At 38.2% G+C, this 21,885-nt stretch carries 19 protein-coding genes; 6 read left to right on the top strand and 13 right to left on the bottom strand.

All coding sequences use genetic code 11. The features are described from left to right. The first annotated feature begins 9 nt into the window (after positions 1-9). The 4 genes from U859_RS0114725 to U859_RS0114710 all read left to right on the top strand — a co-directional run bounded on the left by U859_RS0114725 (position 10) and on the right by U859_RS0114710 (position 2,770). Positions 10-393, top strand: a complete 384-nt coding sequence (locus tag U859_RS0114725) for a TraR/DksA family transcriptional regulator (protein WP_025144123.1) — start codon at positions 10-12, stop codon at positions 391-393. Next, positions 393-995 carry a lipoprotein signal peptidase gene (locus U859_RS0114720; RefSeq protein WP_025144122.1) on the top strand — a complete coding sequence of 201 codons (603 nt, stop codon included), beginning with the start codon at positions 393-395 and terminating at the stop codon, positions 993-995. Before U859_RS0114725 ends, U859_RS0114720 begins: the two co-directional genes overlap by 1 nt. A gap of 305 nt (positions 996-1,300) precedes the next feature. Continuing rightward, positions 1,301-1,819: a DUF4269 domain-containing protein gene (locus U859_RS0114715; protein WP_025144121.1), complete on the top strand. Its 519-nt coding sequence runs from the start codon at positions 1,301-1,303 to the stop codon at positions 1,817-1,819. A 270-nt stretch (positions 1,820-2,089) separates the two neighbouring features. Continuing rightward, on the top strand, positions 2,090-2,770 hold the full coding sequence (locus U859_RS0114710; protein WP_025144120.1) for a DUF1080 domain-containing protein: 681 nt from the start codon (positions 2,090-2,092) through the stop codon (positions 2,768-2,770). Positions 2,771-2,982: 212 nt separating this feature from the next. On the opposite strand, the gene U859_RS32650 is transcribed toward U859_RS0114710, so the two are convergent. From U859_RS32650 to U859_RS0114690, 4 genes are all read right to left on the bottom strand, one after another. Then, positions 2,983-3,342, bottom strand: a complete 360-nt coding sequence (locus U859_RS32650; RefSeq protein WP_025144119.1) for a DUF2809 domain-containing protein — start codon at positions 3,340-3,342, stop codon at positions 2,983-2,985. 86 nt (positions 3,343-3,428) lie between these two features. Continuing rightward, complete coding sequence (gene odhB, locus U859_RS0114700) at positions 3,429-4,667, bottom strand: 2-oxoglutarate dehydrogenase complex dihydrolipoyllysine-residue succinyltransferase (protein WP_025144118.1); 1,239 nt, start codon at positions 4,665-4,667, stop codon at positions 3,429-3,431. 83 nt (positions 4,668-4,750) lie between these two features. Further along, positions 4,751-7,546, bottom strand: a complete 2,796-nt coding sequence (locus tag U859_RS0114695) for a 2-oxoglutarate dehydrogenase E1 component (protein ID WP_025144117.1) — start codon at positions 7,544-7,546, stop codon at positions 4,751-4,753. Positions 7,547-7,733: 187 nt separating this feature from the next. Further along, positions 7,734-9,008: a DASH family cryptochrome gene (locus tag U859_RS0114690; protein ID WP_025144116.1), complete on the bottom strand. Its 1,275-nt coding sequence runs from the start codon at positions 9,006-9,008 to the stop codon at positions 7,734-7,736. Positions 9,009-9,176: 168 nt separating this feature from the next. Between U859_RS0114690 and U859_RS0114685 the strand changes: the two genes are divergently transcribed. Next, the gene (locus U859_RS0114685; protein WP_025144115.1) at positions 9,177-10,079 is read left to right on the top strand and encodes a TIGR01777 family oxidoreductase; all 903 of its coding nucleotides are present in this window, start codon (positions 9,177-9,179) and stop codon (positions 10,077-10,079) included. A gap of 89 nt (positions 10,080-10,168) precedes the next feature. Beyond that, positions 10,169-11,464 carry a cryptochrome/photolyase family protein gene (locus U859_RS0114680; RefSeq protein WP_025144114.1) on the top strand — a complete coding sequence of 432 codons (1,296 nt, stop codon included), beginning with the start codon at positions 10,169-10,171 and terminating at the stop codon, positions 11,462-11,464. Here the strand turns inward: U859_RS0114680 and U859_RS0114675 are convergent. From U859_RS0114675 to U859_RS0114630, 9 genes are all read right to left on the bottom strand, one after another. Then, on the bottom strand, positions 11,461-12,471 hold the full coding sequence (locus U859_RS0114675) for a hypothetical protein (RefSeq protein ID WP_025144113.1): 1,011 nt from the start codon (positions 12,469-12,471) through the stop codon (positions 11,461-11,463). The genes U859_RS0114680 and U859_RS0114675 overlap by 4 nt on opposite strands. A gap of 171 nt (positions 12,472-12,642) precedes the next feature. Continuing rightward, entirely contained in the window at positions 12,643-13,581 is a 939-nt protein-coding gene (locus tag U859_RS31105; protein ID WP_025144112.1) for an FKBP-type peptidyl-prolyl cis-trans isomerase, read from the bottom strand. A 3-nt stretch (positions 13,582-13,584) separates the two neighbouring features. Then, the gene (locus tag U859_RS0114665; protein ID WP_025144111.1) at positions 13,585-14,076 is read right to left on the bottom strand and encodes an FKBP-type peptidyl-prolyl cis-trans isomerase; all 492 of its coding nucleotides are present in this window, start codon (positions 14,074-14,076) and stop codon (positions 13,585-13,587) included. Between the two features lie 155 nt (positions 14,077-14,231). After that, a complete protein-coding gene (locus tag U859_RS0114660; protein ID WP_025144110.1) occupies positions 14,232-14,678 on the bottom strand; it encodes an FKBP-type peptidyl-prolyl cis-trans isomerase in 447 nt (148 codons plus the stop codon). 576 nt (positions 14,679-15,254) lie between these two features. Beyond that, positions 15,255-17,048, bottom strand: a complete 1,794-nt coding sequence (locus U859_RS0114650; protein WP_025144108.1) for an acyl-CoA dehydrogenase family protein — start codon at positions 17,046-17,048, stop codon at positions 15,255-15,257. 171 nt (positions 17,049-17,219) lie between these two features. Beyond that, positions 17,220-17,576 (bottom strand): four helix bundle protein, encoded by a 357-nt coding sequence (locus U859_RS0114645; protein WP_025144107.1) that lies wholly within the window; start codon positions 17,574-17,576, stop codon positions 17,220-17,222. 105 nt (positions 17,577-17,681) lie between these two features. After that, a complete protein-coding gene (locus tag U859_RS0114640) occupies positions 17,682-18,857 on the bottom strand; it encodes an acetyl-CoA C-acyltransferase (RefSeq protein ID WP_025144106.1) in 1,176 nt (391 codons plus the stop codon). A 137-nt stretch (positions 18,858-18,994) separates the two neighbouring features. Then, positions 18,995-19,369 (bottom strand): four helix bundle protein, encoded by a 375-nt coding sequence (locus U859_RS0114635; protein ID WP_025144105.1) that lies wholly within the window; start codon positions 19,367-19,369, stop codon positions 18,995-18,997. 74 nt (positions 19,370-19,443) lie between these two features. Next, entirely contained in the window at positions 19,444-21,849 is a 2,406-nt protein-coding gene (locus tag U859_RS0114630; RefSeq protein ID WP_025144104.1) for a 3-hydroxyacyl-CoA dehydrogenase/enoyl-CoA hydratase family protein, read from the bottom strand. Positions 21,850-21,885: the final 36 nt, after the last annotated feature.

Here is a 21,885-nt window from a genome sequence, read left to right as displayed (position 1 = left end):
ATTAAAAACATGGAAAACAGTAACAAAACACGCTACTCAGACAGTGAACTTCAGGAATTTAAAGAATTGATTCAAGATAAATTACGCATGGCGAAAGAGGAGCTTAACTCTTTAACCACTTCTTTGAGTAACCCAAATGCAAACGGAACTGAAGATACTTCAGGTGCGTACAAAACATTAGAAGATGGTTCTGCAACGATGGAGAAAGAACAGATCAATCAATTGGCTGCCCGTCAGAAAAAATTTATTGATAATCTGGAAAATGCATTGGTGCGTATCGAGAACAAAACTTACGGTATTTGCCGCGAAACCGGTAAATTAATCCAAAAAGAACGTTTACGTGCAGTACCTCATGCAACTTTAAGCATGGAAGCTAAATTAAAGCAGAGTTAATGAAAGGCTATACAAAACCTTTAATTGTAATCTTTTTAGTTTTACTGGCCGATCAGCTGGTTAAAACCTGGGTTAAAACACACATGTACCTGGGCCAGGAGTTCCATATTATTGGTAAATGGTTTATCATCCATTTTACCGAAAACAATGGTATGGCTTTCGGTATGGAGTTTGGTGGCGAGTTTGGCAAATTGGCCTTATCGCTTTTCCGCATTGCAGCAGTTGCAGGGATTGGTTATGGTTTACATTATTTAATTAAGCATAAATTCCACCGAGGGTTGATCCTAAATGTGGCTTTGATTTTTTCAGGCGCATTGGGTAATATTATCGATTCTGTATTTTACGGAAAAATTTATGGCTACGAAAGCTGGTTCCATGGTCGCGTGGTAGATATGTTCTACTTCCCGATTGCAGAAGGTCACTTCCCTACCTGGTTACCAATATGGGGAGGCGAAGAATTTGTTTTCTTCAGGCCCGTTTTTAACCTTGCAGACGCAGCCATTTCTGTAGGCGTGATACTTATCCTTATTTTCCAAAAAAACTACTTTAAAGAAGATGTAAAGGACGAAGTAAGCATCAACAGCGAAATTGTAGAGGATTAAATAAAATTTAATAAAAACATTGCCCATTTCTTAACTGAGATGGGCTTTTTTATTATATAATTTCGTCATTGCGAGAAGGCTTTTTCAGCCGAAGAATGACGACAATTATAAGGCTTTTTGGAAAGCAGGTACAGCAGCAAATATTTAAGTCTGTTCCCGCTATCCTTTCTGCCAATGCAGCTTGTGCTTTAACAGTGTTTCATCATAAAAAATCAGATAGCATTAAAACACATTGGCATTCATCCTATCGGGTTTATTAACTTTGGGTACTGCAAGAAACAAAAGCTGAAAACTACTAACCACAAATGATCAACTTCCTCGATATATCTTATCTCCGGATTGGAAACGAAAAACAAGTAAAAGTTTATCAAATTTTAACAGCTAATAAGGTTTTAGAAAAACTTGCTGCATATAAACCGATTTTAGTCGGCACCGTACCAATCAATATCGACATTGAAAATAGTGATCTGGATATCATTTGTGACGTATCTGACAGAGATGAATTTGTTGATCAGTTAACTGCCGTTTTTGGCTCCCATCAAGATTTTTTTGTTTCTGAAAGCCCTAAATTCGACGCAATTAAAGTGACTTTTAAAATTGAGGATTTTGAGATAGAAATATTCGGACAAAACAAGCCTACAACACAGCAAAACGCCTACCTGCACATGCTTATTGAATATAAATTACTTTTAGAAAAAGGTGAGGAATTCAGACAGGAAATTATCTCCTTAAAAAAACAAGGTTATAAAACCGAGCCAGCATTTGCGAAATTACTGGGGATCGAGGGAAACGCTTATGAGGAATTATTGAAATTGGATGCTTAGCGAGACGCTAAGACCAAGTAAGGAGGTGCCGTCATTCCCAACCCGATAGCTATCGGGTTGATTGGGAACCACGAAGTGCTCATGAATACCTCTGAAAAAAGGAAAACTTATGAATAATCGTAATGCCTTGGTAGGGCTTGTAGGTTGCATTAAGATTCCCGCATACGCGAGAATGACGACCGATTATATAATTGCCTATTCTCATACTGAGATTTGGATTTCATCATCTCATACTTAAAATATTATATTTGAAATACAAAACCAAATATCATGAAATTACATTACGCCCTTTTACTGCTTATAACATTGAGTACCTCAGCATTTGCCCAAAAAAGCCTTTTTAATGGAAAAAACCTAAACGGTTGGCATGTAGATGTCCCTGCAATGGATAAAAAGCCTGATACCATTAATCCATTTATTGTCCGCAATGGAATGCTGGTAAGTTTAGGTACGCCAGGCGGGCACTTAATAACCGATAAAATTTATAAAAACTATCAATTAACGGTACAATACCGATTTGCAGGTAAACCAGGTAATTGTGGCGTTTTGGTACATGCATCAACACCGAGGGCCTTGTACGGCATGTTCCCAAAATCGTTGGAAGTTCAGATGCAGCATAAAGATGCCGGCGATTTTTGGTGTATAGAAGAGGATATTACAGTACCAGATATGGTTGCCAGACGCGGGCCTAAAGAAAACTGGGGAGTAAATGGAGATAAACTTCGCCGGATTAAAAACTTAACAGATGATAGCGAAAAACCTGTTGGCGAATGGAATACCATGGTGATACAATGCTTAAATAATGAAGTTAAAGTGTGGGTAAATGGCACATTGGTAAACTATGGCACAAACTGTACGGTAAGTAGTGGCCAGATTGCCTTACAAGCTGAAGGCAGCGAAGTAGAATTTAAGCAATTGGATTTGAAACCAATTAAAGCGTTATCAAAATAACAGAAATCGTTAGGCGGGATTTGCAATCCCGCCTTTTGAGCTAAGGATTTTTAATCCCTGGAAACTGGTTCCTGTAACATAACTGCTAAAAAAGATTGCAAATCTAAAGCACCAGGTCCGGATTATAAATCCTGACCAACATTGAAGTAGAATTTAAACAACTGGATTTAAAACCGATTAAAGCGCTATCTAAATAAGAAAAGTATCTCAGGTTAATCCCTGAATAATAGGCAAATCAAATAACCAACAAAGTAGGCCAGTAAATCATAGTAACTAAAGGAAGTTCCTAAAACAATACTCATTAACTTATTATGCTCCAGGCCTAGCCAGGTAACGTAATTTACTTTTTGCAAAAACTCAATGATGAAAGAAAAAATTAGGACGCCTAACGCCAACCACCTGTTATTGGTTTTAAGAAAAATCCTAAAGAAAGCGTAAATCAAAACAACCACTAATACGTCACCGCCAAAAGGGCGTATAATTGCATCATTAAGGTATTTACCAATTAAGATTTCTATGAAAAAAATCACAAGGAAAATGAAGAGGAATTTTGAGTTGAACGTGAATTTCATTTTTCGGTTATAAAAAAAGAAGTCAAGTTTTTGAAAACTTGACTTCTTCTTAAAATATATAAATTCCCTTTTAGGGGATTTAGGGATTATATACCCAATAATAATCTGGCTGGATCTTCTAACAGTTGTTTCACACGAACCAGGAAACCAACCGACTCACGTCCGTCGATAATTCTGTGATCGTAAGATAAAGCAACGTACATCATCGGACGGATTACCACTTCGCCTTTTTCAGCAACCGGACGCTCAACAATGTTGTGCATACCTAAAATAGCTGATTGTGGCGCATTGATAATCGGCGTCGACATCATTGAACCAAACACACCACCGTTAGTGATCGTAAACGTTCCACCAGTCATTTCTTCGATGGTTAATTTGCTATCACGTGCTTTTAAAGCCAATTCTAAAACCGATTTTTCGATTTGTGCTAAAGTCATGCTTTCAGCGTTACGAATTACCGGAACCACTAAACCTTTTGGAGCAGAAACCGCTATAGAAATATCAGCGAAATCGTTGTAAACCAATTCTTCACCTTCAATACGGCCGTTAACTGCCGGGAAATCTTTTAAAGCTTCAGTAACCGCTTTAGTGAAAAAACTCATAAAACCTAAACCAACGCCAAATTTTTCTTTGAACTGGTCTTTATATTTTCCGCGTAAATCCATAATTGGCTTCATGTTAACTTCGTTAAAAGTAGTTAACATTGCGGTTTCATTTTTAACAGCAACCAAACGTTTTGCAACCGTTCTACGTAGTGGAGACATTTTCTCACGACGCTCGCCACGACTACCTCCAGGAGCAGCAGCTGCAACAGGAGCACTCGCTTTAGGTGCTTCTGGTTTTTTACCCGCTTCAGCTTTTACAGCATCATCTTTAGTAATGCGGCCATCCACACCGGTACCTTTTACCGCACCCGCTTCAATTCCTTTTTCTGCAAGAATTTTACCAGCAGCAGGTGATGGAGTTCCTGTGGCATAAGAATCTTTAGAAGCAGCTGAATCCTGAGCCTTAGGTGCTTCGGCAACAGCAGCCGGAGCTTGTGCATCAGCCTTTGGGCTTTCGCTTTCAGATTTCGGTGCAGCAGCTGCACCACCATCTTCAATTTTACAAACTACTGCACCAATGGCTAAAGTATCACCTTCGGCCGCTATGGTTTTTAAAGTTCCAGCTTGTTCTGCAGTTAATTCGAATGTTGCTTTATCCGATTCTAATTCGGCAATTACTTCATCCATTTCAACAACATCGCCATCGTTTTTTATCCAACGTGATAAAACAACTTCGGTTATCGACTCACCAACAGGTGGAACTTTTATCTCTAAACTCATTTTTGTAATGTTATGTTTTTTATCTTCTAATGATCTTATTCCAATTATTAAACGCCATGCGCTAACCGCCTAGCACTATGCACCTAATCGATCTGAACTAGTTTCTTTGTTGCTTTTTTAGCAATATCCTTCACATCTTCCGTAACCGAAACCTCCAAAGCTTTTGCTAAAATATAAGCTTGTTGGTTAGCATGTTGTTTTGCAAAACCTGTAGCTGTACTGCTGCTCTCTCTTCTCGAAATTACATCAATACCTTTTAATGCGGTTTTGTACAACCTGCGAAATAAATATGGCCATGCGCCCATGTTCTCTGGCTCTTCCTGTACCCAGAAAATTTCTTTTGCATTTTTATATTTTTTCTGGATGGCTTCCATCTGATCAACCGGAGTTGGATACAACTGCTCAACACGAACCAAGGCTACGTGTTTGATTTTATCAGCTTGTTGTTTTTCCAGCAATTCATAATAAATTTTACCGCTACAGAAAACAATACGGGTTACATCTGCAACTTTTGCATTTACATCATCAATTACTTCTTTAAAGCCGCCTTCTGTAAATTCTTCTAATTTAGAAACACAGGCCGGGTGACGTAATAAACTTTTTGGTGTAAATACCACCAATGGCTTACGAAAATCACGTTTAAACTGACGGCGTAATACGTGGAAGAAGTTTGCAGGCGTAGTACAGTTGGTTACCTGCATGTTGTAATCGGCACAAAGCTCCATAAAACGCTCAATACGTGCTGATGAGTGCTCTGGTCCCTGACCTTCATAACCATGAGGCAATAACATCACCAAACCGTTTTCACGTTGCCATTTGGTTTCAGCACTCGCAATATACTGATCCACAACAATTTGTGCTCCGTTAAAGAAATCACCAAATTGTGCTTCCCAGATGGTTAAAGCATTTGGATTTGCCATGGCATAACCATATTCGAAACCTAAAACGCCATACTCAGATAAGTGTGAATTGTAAATATCAAATGGCGCTTGCTGATCAGAAATATTTGCCAATGGTACATATTCTTCCTCACTATCTTCAAGCGTTAATACCGCATGACGGTGAGAGAAAGTACCACGTTCTACATCCTGACCGCTTAAACGAACGCGTTTACCTTCTGATAACAACGTGCCATAAGCCAGCTGCTCGCCCATTGCCCAATCGAAAACATTGGTTTCGTTAACCATTTTGCTACGCTCAACAAATAGTTTCTCGATTTTCTTGAAGAACTTTTTATTGGTCGGTAAAGCAGTAATGCGTTTACCGATTTCTAATAAAGTAGATTTTTTAACCGCAGTAACCGGCGAAGTTTCGAAATCTTTAGGAGTTGCCATACGCAAATCTGCCCATGCCCCACCAAATTTAACTTCAGTGCTGCCTGCAACAAATTCTTTGGCTTCGTTTAAGCGCTCCTGCAAAATACCACGGAAATCTTTCTCCATTTCTTTTGCCAAACCTGCTTCCAGTTTACCTTCTTTAGTTAACTGCTCGATATAGATTTCCCTTGGATTAGGGTGTTTTTCGATAGTTTTGTACAATAATGGCTGAGTGAATTTAGGTTCATCAGATTCATTATGACCGAAACGACGGTAACAAAGAATGTCGATAAATACATCGTTTTTATATTTCTGACGGTATTCCATTGCTAGGTTGATCGCATAAACCAAAGCTTCAGGATCATCACCATTTACGTGGAAAACCGGAGATAAAGTTACCTTAGCAATATCAGTACAATAAGTACTGGTACGGGCATCTTTATAATTGGTGGTAAAACCGATCTGGTTATTGATCACCAAATGGATGGTTCCACCGGTTTTATAACCTTCAAGGCCTGCCATCTGAATTACTTCATAAACAATACCCTGACCAGCAACTGAAGCATCACCATGAATCAAAATCGGGGCTAAGCGGCTGTTATCGCCACCATATTTGAAATCGATTTTAGAACGGCTCATGCCCTCTACTACACCATCAACTGTTTCCAGGTGAGATGGGTTTGGACATAAACTTAAGTGAACACTTTTACCTGCGTTTGTGGTTACATCGGTTGAATAACCTAAATGGTATTTTACGTCTCCGCCAAATGGGGTATCGGGATTATAACTTTTGCCTTCAAATTCTGCAAAAATATCTTTGTAGGTTTTCTGCATGATATTGGCCAGCACGTTTAAACGTCCGCGGTGAGCCATACCAATTACAAATTCTTCAATTCCTAATTCGGCACCTTTTTCGATTACGGAATCCAATGCCGGAATTAAAGCCTCAGCACCTTCTAAAGAGAAACGCTTTTGACCTAAGAATTTTGTTCCAAGGAAATTTTCGAAACTTACCGCTTCGTTTAATTTCCGGAGAATGCGTTTTTTTTCTTCAATAGAGAAATTAGGGGTATTACGTGCACTTTCCATTTTTTGCTGAATCCAGTTCAACACTTCAGGTGTACGTAAAAATTTATATTCTGCACCGATAGAGTGTGCGTATGTTTGTTTCAAAAAGGCTACAATATCTTTCAATTTTGCGGCACCAATACCAATCTCTACACCAGAGTTAAAAACGGTTTCTAAATCCGCATCTGATAATCCAAAATTGGCAAGATCTAAAGTTGGCAAATGTTTACGTCTTTCGCGTACCGGATTGGTGTGCGTAAACAGGTGACCGCGGCTGCGATAGCCATCAATCAGGTTTAAAACATTAACCTCTTTTAAAAATTGTTCAGGAGTTTCTGCAGTTACTGTTGGGGCTTCCGATCCTCTTCCAAAATCGAAACCTTCGAAAAATTTCTGCCAACCAAACTCAACCGACTCAGGATCTTGTTGATAAGACTGATATAAAGATTCTATATATTCGGCGTTTGCGCCATTAAGATAAGATAATTTATCCATTATTAACTATTTACTATAAGCACTACAAAATTAGAATTTTACCTTATATAAACGGCAAAAATCTCGATTAAAATGAGAATTATTGAATGAGAGAATGATAAAATGAGAGAATGATAAAAATATGACTTGTACTAATCGATAAAATTTCAATTCCATCATTCAACACCCAATCATTCAGTCATTACAACTATGATGCCCAAGTTAAAGCATAGTTGCCTTTTGGGTCGAGATTTTTGATGTTTTTATCCAAATCGAACACACTTTTTGATTTTTGATCGTTCCCCACACCAGCTACATTGGCCCAGTTACCCCAGTTACTTGCCGGGTTATAATCGATCAGTTTTTCTTCAAAATAAGCAGCTCCAAAAATCCAGCTAACTTCCAGGTTATTGATCAGATATAAAGCAGCCGTTTGCCTGGCAATATTTGAAATAAAACCAGTTTGATTTAACTCTGTCATTACTGCATCTACTACCGCAAATCCGGTCTGTGCATTTTTCCATTTATAAAAGTTGTCCTGTTCGTTGGCAATATCAACCAAACCCTGACTTCCAAATCCATCGGGACTGAAAAATGTATTGCCGTATTTTTTGAACATGAAACGGAAATAATCCCTCCAAAGCAATCCCAACAAAATATGGTTGAACATGGCTTTGGTATTGGGTACACCCTCCATTTTTTTAATTTCCCAATATACTTTACGGGGCGATAAACTGCCCATAGCCAGCCAGGCAGAGAGTTTTGATGCAAGAATTAAATTCTTGGTCGTTGCGGCCTGTTGCATCGCCACAATCACCTTTTGTAAATGCGCCAAACCTTCGGCTTCGCCACCCGCAAATTCGAAATCAGCACGCTGATCTTTTTGTTGGGGCAAAAGATTCAGATCTTCCAATGATGATAAGGTGCCCCAATCGATCACTTCGGCTACGTTAATCCGATCGGGCGCTGCAAAACAGGGTTTAATGATCGAATCGCGTTCAATTTTCTTTTTAAACTGGTTAAAAGCGTCGGGTATATCCTTGATAGGAAAAGGTAAATCTTCTTTATTATATAAGGTATGGCCGATAAAATGCTTCAGGTTGATGCGCAATTTCCAAAGTGCATTTTCTACCAGGGTAGAAACATGGGTTTCTTCGCGAGCCACTTCGCGGTGATGGTATACTTCGGTAATTTCGTATTCCTGCACAAGCTGAGGAATAATATCTTCCGGATTACCTTCAGCAATCAGCAGGTTTCCCCCAATCTGTTTTAAAGCATTACGTAAGCCTAAAACACTTTCTAAAATGAATTGCGCTCTAATATTGCCTGTTTTCAGCGTACCATATTTGGTTTCGCCAAAAGAACGGGGATCGAGAATGTAAACAGGCAAAATTGAATCAGATTTAGCAATTGCCTCGACCAGCATTTCGTTATCATGCAGGCGAAGATCATTTCTAAACCAGACTAAAATTTTTTTGGACATCTTTTATCGGAAAGGGTGTAAGAACGCTTTACAAATTTATCTTATTTTTCTTCTACATCAAACCCCTAAATAATTCTTTACAAATAGGTAACAAAAGAATTAGAACCAGATTAATACAATTTAAAGTCCTGCCAAAAAACCCTTTTGTATCTTTAGTGTTTTAAAAATATGGCAAAGAAGATTCTGATTACCGGAGCTACCGGACTTGTGGGTACTGAGCTAAAAAAGCATTTATTAAACAAAGGTTACGAGGTGAATACACTTTCCCGAAAAAAGGGTAACGATCCGAATAGTTTTGTGTGGGATGTCTACAAAGGAACAATTGATGCCAATTGTCTGAATGGTGTTGATGCCGTTATCCATTTGGCTGGAGAACCGGTTGCAGATAAAAAATGGACCGACGAACGCAAAAAACAGATTATTGATAGTCGTGTAAAATCTACAGAACTGCTTTTCAAAACCATTAAATCCAGGGCAGATCATCAGATTAAATCTTTTGTTTCTTCTTCTGCAGTTGGTTTTTATGGTGATTGTGGTGACGAAATTTTAACAGAAGAGAGTCCAAACGGCTATGGCTTTTTAGCCGAGTGCTGTAAGCTATGGGAAGATGCGGTAGATCAGGGTAAAAAATTAAGCCTGAGGATTGTAAAACTCCGCACCGGGATTGTTTTCAGCACAAAAGGCGGCGCATTGCCACAGTTGGCTCAACCTGTAAAATTATTTGCTGGTGCACCATTAGGCACTGGTAAACAATGGACCCCCTGGATACATATTGATGATATGGTTGAAATGTACATCGAAGCAGTAGAAAATCTTAAAATGGAAAATTGCTACAATGCCTGTGCACCTTTTCCGGTAACCAACAGTGCCTTAACCAAAGCCATTGCCAAACAGTTGCACCGCCCCGTCTGGCCAATTAAAGTACCTAAAAAAGCTTTGGCATTAGTACTGGGAGAACGTGTAGAAGCCGTTTTAATGAGCAATAATACCTCTGCACAAAAAATTTTAGATGCAGGATTTAAATTTAAATTCACACATTTGGAGGATGCTTTGAAAGACCTATATAAATAGGTTAAGTGTTTAAATCGGTTAATCAACGAAAACGCCTAACTCCAAACGCTTAAAGTCATCTATATTTTATTAATAACCTACTATTACACATGAATTCTGTATCCTTCTTTTGGTTTCGTCGCGATTTACGTTTAGAAGATAATGCTGCTCTATACCATGCTTTAAAAAGTGACTATCCGGTTTTGCCACTTTTTATTTTCGACAAAAATATACTGGACAAACTGCCGAAAGACGATGCGCGTGTAACTTTTATTTACCAAACCATTGAGGATTTAAAAAAAGAACTTCAGCAGCAGGGATCAGATTTACTGGTAAAATATGGAGAACCCGAAAAAATATGGCCGGAGATTTTGAAGGAATATGAGGTTAAGGAGGTCTACACCAATCATGATTATGAGCCTTATGCACGCGAACGTGATGATAATATGGCCGAATATTTAACTAGTGAAAAAATTGCCTTTAAGACATTTAAAGACCAGGTTATTTTTGAAAAAAACGAGATTTTAAAAGCAGATAAAACACCTTATACTGTTTTCACCCCTTTTTACAAACAATGGCATGCCAAACTGAACGATTTTTATGTAAAAGCTTATCCTACCAAAAAATATCTTAAAAATTTATTACAAACCAAACATTTGCCTCTCCAAGGTTTGGAAGAAATGGGCTTTGAGAAGAGTAAACTGGATTTTCCTAAAATCAGTTATAAAAGCAAGCTCAATGATTACGCAAAAGAACGCGATTTCCCGGCGATTGATGGTACTACGCATATTGGTCTCCATTTACGTTTCGGCACTTTAAGCATTAGAAAGGCGGTGCGCGATGCGATCAAAGCAAAATCGAATGTCTGGCTTTCTGAACTGGCCTGGAGGGAATTTTACATGATGATACTTTGGCATTTCCCCTACTCTGCTTTTGATTCTTTTAAAAAGCAATACGATAAGATTAAATGGCGCAACAATGAGGACGAATTTAAGGCCTGGTGCGAGGGCAATACCGGTTACCCTATTGTTGATGCAGGCATGCGTCAGCTGAACCAAACCGGATGGGTGCACAACCGTGTACGCATGGTTGTAGGCAGTTTTTTAACCAAACATTTACTGATTGACTGGCGCTGGGGAGAAACCTATTTTGCCGAAAAGTTATTGGATTACGAAATGGCCAGTAATGTTGGCGGCTGGCAATGGGCAGCAGGCTCAGGAAATGACGCTGCACCCTATTTTAGGGTATTTAACCCGGAACTACAGACCAAAAGATTTGATCCGAAATTTGAATATATCAAAAAATGGGTGCCAGAATTCGGGACAAAAAAATATGCCCAACCAATAGTTGAGCATACTTTTGCAAGGGAAAGAGTGTTAAAAGTTTTTAAAGAAGCATTAAATTAAAAAATTGGTGTATTTGGAACCCCCCCAGACGTAAAGTGCCCTGAACCGCTAAGTAGCATAATTTCCTCACTTATTGTTGCCATGTCGATTATAACCGGACCATATACCCCCTGAACACTATGGTATGCGAGATTGAAATAACGATAATCTCCCATTCCTCCTCTAATTTGCCAAGCATAATTTAAATTATCAAAATAATAATCTGTTTCATTAGTTCTCCACCCGCCAAAGGTTTTCTTCAACTCTTGCCTTGATGAGCAATAATATCTTGATATAGGAGGACGAGGGGTCCAATCATTTGGACCTTGATTAGGAGTTTCATCAACCCAAATATCAACAAACAATCTTCGTTTACCATCTTCATTATAATACAAACGCGATCTTACAACTCTGGTTGTAGTCCCCTCAACACCTGCCATTTGATTACTTTTTGCAGTAATGTACCCTCCAGAAAGACTAGTGACAAAAATCCCCTGGCTTTTATCTGTTTTACTAATGGTTGCGACTTCAGATTCATTTTTATATTTTCCTTTATAAGATACTATTCTATTATCCTTAGTATATACAGTTGTAAAATCACCAATTTTCACCTCCCCCTTGCTATTTGTAAAGAGAGCAGAAAGTGGAGTACCGAATTTATAGGTTAAAGAGCTATCCGATTTAATTGCTACTATTTCTGAATATTTATTCTTAAAATCATCAAATGCCTTACTAGTATTGACATTTTCATATTCCTTTTCTATTTCCAGAAATATATCTTTATAAGACTTAAAATTTGCTAATTCTTTCGGTTTCGACTTAATATTTTCAGGTTTTACTAAAACACTTAATAAAGAGTCAAAAGCTTTCTGATCTCTAAACTTCAAATAGCCATTCTCAATAGCTACGGCATTTGTTACAAGTTTTTCATTTAGATTATCAATATTGCCATCCTTTTTACAAGAAGCTATTGAAATAACACCTAATAATGGTAGTATTAAGCAGCGTAAATTAATTTTGTTTTTCATATTTAAAATGTATGTTTCCCCTTACTTCCCAAACATACAACTAAAAAACAAGTTATAAAATGTTGATATCGATAATTGCGTTAAAAAGATATAAATGTAAAAAAATATATCACAAAAAATGCCCAACTGATAGTTGAGCATCCTTTTTAAAAAATGAATTTAATGCATTTATTAATCCGTAACACTTACAATTTCAATATCAAAATCTAGTACTGCGTTACGCGGAATTACATATAGACCAGTAGCACTATCTCTACTCCCTGATGGTCCATAAGCAAGATCTGAAGGTATAAACATTCTTAGTTTTGTACCTGCAGGAAACTTAGGAATTAATATTTTCCATCCTTGAATTAAAGCCGCCGTACTAGATAAAACAGTTGAGAAAGTTCCGGCAGTATTTGAATCAAATGATGATCCATCTAAAAACCTTCCAGTATAATTGATTACAACTGTACTAACTTCCGGATCAATTGACTTACCAGTTCCTAGAGAGCTAACGATATAGTATATTCTACTTGCATCTTTAGTCGCGGTTAGTCCTTTAGTAGTTAAAAAGCTTTTGATTTTATCATCATCAAATAACCATTGTTTACGATACGTATATGTTTTAACTATAAGATCAAGATTTTCATTCGATGGTATAAAACCCACTCCATTTTTACCAAATGCAAGATAAGAAGGTAACAATACTCTAGCACTACCACCAGGTTTAAGACCTAAAACTGCTGTTCTAATTGCAGGAATATTAAAAGTCAATGATGAAAGCCTCGGATCACTAAAACTATTTAAATATCCAACATAATTTCCTTGATTTCCATTTGGAGAAGGCTGAAGATAGCTTGTTCCATCGTTCATTGATTTAACAGTAACATCATATAATACTGAATCAGGATTCAAGAAAAATGTTCCATCTGTAGGATTCGTAGTTTGATAATAAAACCCTGTTTTATCAGGATCAGGTATCATTTGAGTTAGATTATTTTTTGATATATAAGCCTTTATAGCTGCATCATCTACGCTTTCTATCGTCTCATAGTCCTTTTTGCACGAGCTGAAAACTACAGTAGCCAGTAAAAGTGTAAATAGGCCAAGTTTAGTAAATTTGTTCATTTATTATTGTACGTCTGTAAGTGTTATAGTAAAATCGAGTATCGAATTAGCAGGTACCAGGGATGATGGCGACTGTGTTCCGTAGGCGAAATAAGATGGGATAATTAACCTGATCTTTCCTCCTTTTTGTATTTTTTGAATCCCAAACTGCCATCCTAAAATAACATTTCCAAGTTTAAAAGAGGTTGGGGTTCCTTTGGTGCTATCGAAAATAGTACCATTTAATAATCTGCCTTCATAATCTGCAGTAATTACAGTTGAAGTAAGATAAGTTGTGTTTCCTGCTCCAGGTGCTATAATCTGATAAAAAATACCACTGGCATCTTTTGTTGCCGGGATATTATTAGTTTTAACAAAAGCACTTATTGCAGCCGTATCAGCTTTAAACTGAGGAGTGGGATCGTAAGAATCATCAATAGATACATCTTTCTTACAAGCTGCAAAGCATCCTGTTAGGCATATCAATAAAATAATATGTTTAAACTTAACCATCATCCGCAAAAATAAGCTTTTAATACGGATGCTACAATTTTTAACCTATTTTAACAATTTTTAAAGCGCTTAAGGGTAAAAGCAAAAAGACCAAAGAACATTATTGGAAATCGACAATACAGACTTCAGCTTTGATCTTTCACCTTTAGTCTTTATTCTTATTGCGCATTGGACAGCTGAATGGTAAAATCCAATACTGAATTTCCCGGAATTGACCCCACAGCACTACTGCCATAACCTAAACCTGGCGGGACGATCAACCTGATTTCGCCACCTTTTTGAATTTTAGGAATGCCTATTCTCCAGCCCTGAATTAACTCAGCCAGGTTAAATGTCTGCTCTTTACCACCTCCATTATCAAAAACATCTCCATTTAACAGCCTGCCTTCGTATTTAATGGTTATTTTGGTATTGGCTGGATAGGTAAAGGAACCGGTGCCAGGTTTAATAATCTGGTAGTATAAACCAGATGCATCTCTCACCGCATTAATATTATTCTTTTGGATAAAATCGGTAATCTGTTTTTCAGGATCTTCGTCTTTTTTACAAGATGAAACCGCAACCACACATAAAAGAAGTACCGCAAGAAATCTAAATTTAATCATGGCACGAAAATATGATTTTAATGTTATAAAGTTAAGGACTTATTATTTTTTGAAGCCTAATTCCCTCCTTATTCGGCTGATAAAATTCTGATTTTCACTTCTCTCTTATTCGGATTATGTCTTGCTGAGAATTAATTATTTTATAAAAATCAATATGAATGACTTATATCTTTACTTTTTTCCCAAGGCAAAGCCTTGCCTCGGCTCGCCGCCGCCGAAGGGCTCTTTCTTTTTGATGTCAAAAAGAAACAAAAAACACCGGCTGAAAATTTTTCTTTCGAAGCAAGTGGGATGGCTTTTTTAGTGGAACCCGAAAAATTTGTTAGGCCGGATTTAAGTAGAACGGGAGATACGGTGCCGTGGCCAAGCTATGCGGAAATACATAGATGCCGCAAGTCGCTCATAAAAATAATTGCAAAATAAGTTCAATGGTAAGCACGAAGCATCTGTTTCATCACTGCAGATGCTTCGTGCCTCAGCATGCCAAGCTATTATGGATTTCTGCAGTATAAAAAAGGGTTTAAGGTTTAGGTTATTCACCCAATCCTTAAACCCTACGCCTTTCAGCCTTCTACCTTAGAAAATATATTTATTCGCTTCTATCAGTTGTTGCGCCACCCTTTGGCGTGCATCTTTAACATTAAATGGCTCTACCTTAGTAAAACGGCGTAAACCTACCAACATCATGCGTTGTTCATCACCTTCGGCAAAAGCCCAAAGTGCTTCTTTACCTGCTTTGGCAATACCATCTACTGCCTCTACCAAATAAATCCTCAACAAATCCAGTTGGCCTGCAGATGCTTCTTCACCGCGGGTATGAACTAATTTTTCTGTTCTTAATAAAGCTGATTCTAATACATAAACATAACCCGCCATATCTGCAATGTTCATCAAAATTTCCTGCTCTTTACTCAGGGTCATCATTAATTTTTGAACCGCAGCACCAGCTACCATCAAAGTTGCTTTTTTCAAATTAGACAATACCTTTTTCTCTGCAGCAAATAACGTGGTATCTTCTTCGCCGAAATCAGGAATGCTCATCAATTCAGCTGCTACGGCAGTGGCTGGTGTCATTAAATCCAATTCGCCCTTCATGGCACGTTTTAGCATCATATCAACAGTTAACAAACGGTTAATTTCGTTTGTACCTTCGAAAATTCTGTTGATACGTGCATCACGGTAAGCCCTGTCCATTGGCGCATCTGCAGAGAAGCCCATACCACCATAAATCTGAACACCTTCATCTACTGTATAATCCAATGCTTCAGAACCCCATACTTTTAAGATGGCGCATTCTACAGCAAACTGCTCAACAGATTTTAATCTGGCTTTGCCCGACTCCATTCCACCAGCAACCAATTGATCGTAGGTATCATCAATATTCTGTCCGGCACGGTAATTTGCCGCATCAACAGCATAAAGTTTGGAAGCAATTTCTGCAATTTTGAAACGGATGGCTCCATATTTTGAAATCGGACGGCCAAACTGGATCCTTTCATTTGAATAATTGATCGCTGTATTTAAAGTTGCTTTTGATGCACCGATAGCGGCAGCTGATAATTTAATACGGCCAATGTTTAAAATGTTTACCGCGATTTTGAAACCGTTTTCACGTTCACTCAGCATATTCTCAACAGGAACCGGGCAATCATTAAAGAAAACCTGGCGGGTTGAAGAACCTTTGATACCCATTTTATGTTCTTCCGGATTCATGGTGATTCCACCGAAATCTTTCTCCACAATAAACGCGGTTAAGTTTTTATCGTCGTCGATTTTGGCAAAAACGATAAAAATATCAGCAAAACCACCGTTCGTGATCCACATTTTCTGACCAGTGATGATATAATGTTTACCATCATCGCTCAGTTTAGCCTTTGTTTTACCAGAGTTTGCATCCGAACCCGAATTTGGTTCAGTTAAACAATATGCTGCTTTCCATTCGCCCGAACCCAGCTTAGGGATATATTTTGCTTTCTGTTCTTCGTTACCGTAATAAAGGATAGGCAAGGTACCAATCCCTGTATGTGCAGAAAGTGCAACTGCGAAAGAGTGCCCGGCACCAACCACATCGGCAACCAACATCGAAGTATTGAAATTTTTACCAAAACCTCCGTATTCTTCAGGAACTGAAACGCCCAAGATACCCAGTTCGCCAGCTTTGGTTAATAGTGTTGGCATTAACTCCGGGTCTTCCTGTTTATCAATTTTATCTAAATTGGGATAAACTTCAGAGGCCAGGAAATCACGACAAGTCTGTGCAATCATCTGCTGCTCTTCATCAAATTCTTCAGGGATAAATACTTCCTGATAAGTGGTATCTTTAATTAAGAATTCGCCACCTTTAATTGTTTTTTTTTCAGTTGTTTCCATTGTTTTAGTATCTAATAACGAGTATCAAGTATCACGATAAATCCGGGAACCCGATACTCCCATTGTTTCTTTATTATTATTAAGTATCTAGTATTAAGACAATTTCAAAATTAAGCACCGACATTGTTTCTTACTTGATACTCCTATCTTGATACCTCTACCTTGATACCCCTACTTAATAATCAATCTTTTTTCAAGTGCATAAATCATTTTTTGAACTTCAGTTGTCTTTTCAATCAAATCATTGGTAAGCGGATCTTCTAATAACCCCAATCTATTTGAAATAATTACCTGGGTTTCCAATTCAAAAGCAGAGCCCTGACTTATGGTTAAAAAATATTTAAACTGAGCGCTTGTTCCCCTACCGGCTCCTTCAGCAATATTAGAAGGTATCGAAACAGAGCATCTTTTCATTTGAGAAATCAAACCGTATCTCTCATCAACAGGCAAAAATGAACTAGCTTTATAAACATCAACGGCTAATTCAATTGATTTTTGCCAAACTTTTAACTCTTTAAAATTGTGCATATTTTATTAGTATTAGTGACTGAATAGTATGTTGGGATGATTTATAAACTGGTTTATTCACCTGCTATTAAATCTTGATACTAAATACTCATATCTCGATACTATTTAAAATAACTCAAAAATGCCTGCGGCACCCTGTCCTGTTCCTACACACATGGTTACCATTCCGTATTTCTTATTTTGTCTTTTTAATTCATTCATGATCTGCACGGTTAGTTTTGCTCCGGTACAGCCCAGTGGATGGCCAAGTGCAATTGCACCGCCGTTAACATTGATCACATCAGGGTTTAAATCCAAAGTTCTGATTACGGCTAAAGATTGAGAGGCAAAAGCTTCGTTCAGTTCGATTAAATCTATATCTTCTTTTTTCAAACCGGCTTGTTTCAATGCTTTAGGAATCGCTTCAATTGGCCCGATACCCATAATGCGGGGCGGAACACCTGCAATGCCGTAACTTACCAATCTGGCAATCGGCTCAGCATTTAGCTCTTTCATTTTCTTTTCAGAAACGACCAAAACAAAAGCTGCACCATCTGATGTTTGAGAAGAATTACCAGCAGTTACACTTCCAACGGCGTCGAATACAGGTTTCAATTTCGCCAGTTTATCTAATGTTGTATCTGCTCGTGGACCTTCATCAGTGTCAACCACATAAGAACGGGTCTTCTTTTTCAGGTTGGCATCCAGGTAATTTTCGTTCACCGTAATTGGCAAAACACCATCTTTTAAATGACCATTTTTTATTGCATGAATGGCTTTCTCGTGAGATTTTAATGAAAATGCATCCTGATCTTCACGACTCACATTATATTCTTTTGCCACAGCTTCGGCGGTTAAGCCCATTCCCCAATACCAATCGGGGTTGTTTTTTGCCACTTCTGCATTGGGAACCAATTTCCACCCACCGAAAGGCATTCCACTCATTACTTCTACTCCACCGGCGATAATACAATCAGCCATGCCAGCCTTAATTTTAGCTACCGCTGTAGCAATGGTATCTAAACCCGATGCGCAATAACGGTTTACGGTAACACCAGGAACTTTATCAGTATCCAAACCCATCAGCGAAATCATACGGCCAATATTTAGCCCCTGTTCTGCTTCCGGAGTAGCGTTACCTACAATTACATCATCAATCTGTTCGTTATCTAAATTCGGAACCGACGCCACTAAAGCCCTGATTACTTCTGCGGCTAAATCATCAGCTCTTGTAAAACGGAATACGCCACGGGGTGCTTTACCCACTGCTGTACGATATCCGGCTATAATATATGCTTCCATTTTTTAAGATTTGAGATCTGAGACTTGAGATTTGAGACCTGCTCAAATTCAAAACTCAGATCGATTATTATTTAGATTTGAGACATTAGATGTGAGATATGAGAGGGTAATTGGTCTCAAATCTCAAATCTAGTTTTTCACATCTTTTTCATATTAATTTTCTTCTCCAGCATCTGCTGAAAACCATAAGTCATTTTTTGCAATTCGTCTATTTGAGCAAGTAAAGGATCTAAAATTTCTGATTCGAGAATGGCGAGTTTATTAGCGATTACCAATTGAGTTTGTAATTCGTAAGAAGATCCATTGGCTATCCCTAAAAAGTTATAAAATTCTTTAATTGAATTTCTTCCAGCACCTTCGGCAATGTTAGATGGAATTGAAACAGCAGCCCTTCGAGATTGACTTATCAAACCAAAACGTTCGTCAGTTGGAAAAGTTGAAGTGGCTTTATAAACGTCAACCGCTAAATCAATAGCTTTATTCCAAATTTTTAACTCTTTTAAATTATTCATATTCTATTATTCTAACGCGGCTATGAACGGTGCAACCCGTCTCAAATCTAGTGTCTCACATCTCCACTCTCATCTTAATTCCTCAACGGCTTACCTTTGGTTATTATACTCTGAATCCGCTCTAAAGATTTCCTTTCGCCCGCAAGTGATAAAAATGCTTCTCTTTCCAGATCCAATAAATATTGCTCGGTTACTTCTGTTGGAGAAGATAAATCGCCACCGCACATTACATAACCTAATTTTTCGGAGATTTTTTTATCATGTTCGGAGATGAAATGCCCTGCATACATGCTATTTGCGCCTGCATAAACGATTCCTAAACCTTGTTTACCTAACACTTTAATATCATTACGCTGAACCGGTTTGGTATATCCTGCATCAGCCAGCTCGATTGCTTTTGCTTTTGCATCGGCCAATAAACGGTTACGGTTCATTGAGATTGAAAATTTATCTTTTTGCAGATAACCCAATTCGTAGGCTTCGTAACCTGAAGTAGAAACTTTGGCCATTCCGATGGTTAAAAAACGGTCTTTCAAAGCATTTTGCACAATCTGATCGTCTTTATATTCATCTGAAGCACGCAAAGCAAACTCCTTTGTTCCGCCACCACCCGGGATAACACCTACGCCAAACTCTACCAAACCCATATAAGTTTCGGCAGAAAGCTGCACGTGATCGGCATGTAAGCTAAACTCGCAACCACCACCCAATGTTAAATTATGAGGGGCTACAACCACCGGAATAGAAGAATACCGGATACGCATTGAAGTGTTCTGGAACATTTTTATGGCCATATTCAATTCGTCCCACTCCTGCTCTACCGCCATCATAAAAATCATTCCCACATTGGCACCGGCTGAGAAATTTGCACCATCGTTGCCGATGACCAAACCACGGTAATCTTTTTCTGCCATATCAATGGCTTTATTGATTCCGGAGATTACATCACCACCAATGGTATTCATTTTAGTATGGAATTCTACATTAAGAATGCCATCGCCTAAATCAATAATCGAAACACCTGAGTTTTTCCAAATCGTTTTATTTTCGCGGAGATTATCTAAAATGATAAACTCATCTGTTCCCGGTAATGCTTTATAGGTTTTAGAAGGGATATCGTAATATTTTTTAACACCGTTTTCTACTTTATAAAATGAAGTATTTCCGGCATCGAGCATTTCGTGTACCCAGGCCGCAGCTTTATTGCCATATTGCTCCATTCCTTCGATAGCTTCTTTTACCCCAACGGCATCCCAAAGTTCGAACGGACCTAATTCCCAACCGAAACCTGCACGCATGGCATCATCAATACGGTATAATTCGTCAGAAATTTCAGGAATACGATCAGATACATATTCGAACAAACCAAAAGAAGAGTGTCGGAACAGTTCGCCTGCTTTATCTTTTCCCTTAGCAAAAATCTTCATGCGCTCACGAAGGTTTTCCACCGGTTTGGTCATTTCTAAAGTAGCCGATTTTACTTTTTGCTGAGGCTTATATTCTAATGTTTTTAAATCAAGTGCAAGGATTTCAGTTTTACCTTCTGCCGTTTTCGTTTTTTTATAGAAACCCTGTTTGGTCTTATCGCCAAGCCATTTGTTCTCTTCCATCTTTTGCACGTATGCTGGAAGTTTAAATAACTCATGCGCTTTATCATGCGGGCAATTATCATAAAGGCCTTTTGCCACTTTGATCATGGTATCTAAACCAACCACATCCGAAGTACGGAAAGTAGCCGATTTTGGTCTGCCAAGGGCTGGTCCGGTAAATTTATCAACTTCTTCTACCGTGAGGTCTAATTTCTCAACAAGGTGCAAAAGCGCCATGATGGAATAAACACCTACGCGGTTAGCAATAAAAGCTGGGGTATCCTTACATAAAACGGTTGTTTTCCCTAAAAACTTATCGCCATAATGCATTAAGAAATCAACGATTTCTGGCTGTGTATGCGGCGTAGGGATAATCTCCAATAATTTTAAATAGCGTGGCGGATTAAAAAAGTGTGTTCCGCAGAAATGCGATTTAAAATCTTCACTTCTTCCTTCAGCCATTAAATGAATGGGAATACCAGAAGTATTGGAAGTAATTAATGTACCCGGTTTACGGAACTGCTCTACCTGTTCGAAAACTTTTTTCTTGATATCAAGATTTTCGACTACCACTTCAATTACCCAATCGTAACCGGCAATTTTCGACATGTCATCGTCGAAGTTCCCCGTTTTTATTTTATTTAACGCTTTTTTGGTATAAACTGGCGAGGGATTTGTTTTCACAGCCGTTTGCAAAGCTGTATTTACAATCCGGTTTTTTACAGCTGGGTTATCCAGTGCTAATCCTTTTGCCTGCTCTTCGGGGCTCAGTTCTTTAGGGGCAATATCCAAAAGCAGAACCTCAACACCAATATTGGCGAAGTGGCATGCAATACGGGAACCCATAATACCTGAACCTAGAACAGCAACTTTATTAATGCTTCGTTTCATCAGTATATATTTTTCGTTTTATGGTCTGATGTAACC

The organism is Pedobacter jeongneungensis (genome assembly GCF_000633455.1).
In the GTDB taxonomy this organism is placed as follows: domain Bacteria; phylum Bacteroidota; class Bacteroidia; order Sphingobacteriales; family Sphingobacteriaceae; genus Pedobacter; species Pedobacter jeongneungensis_A.
This window is presented reverse-complemented; position numbering and strand designations above follow the sequence as displayed.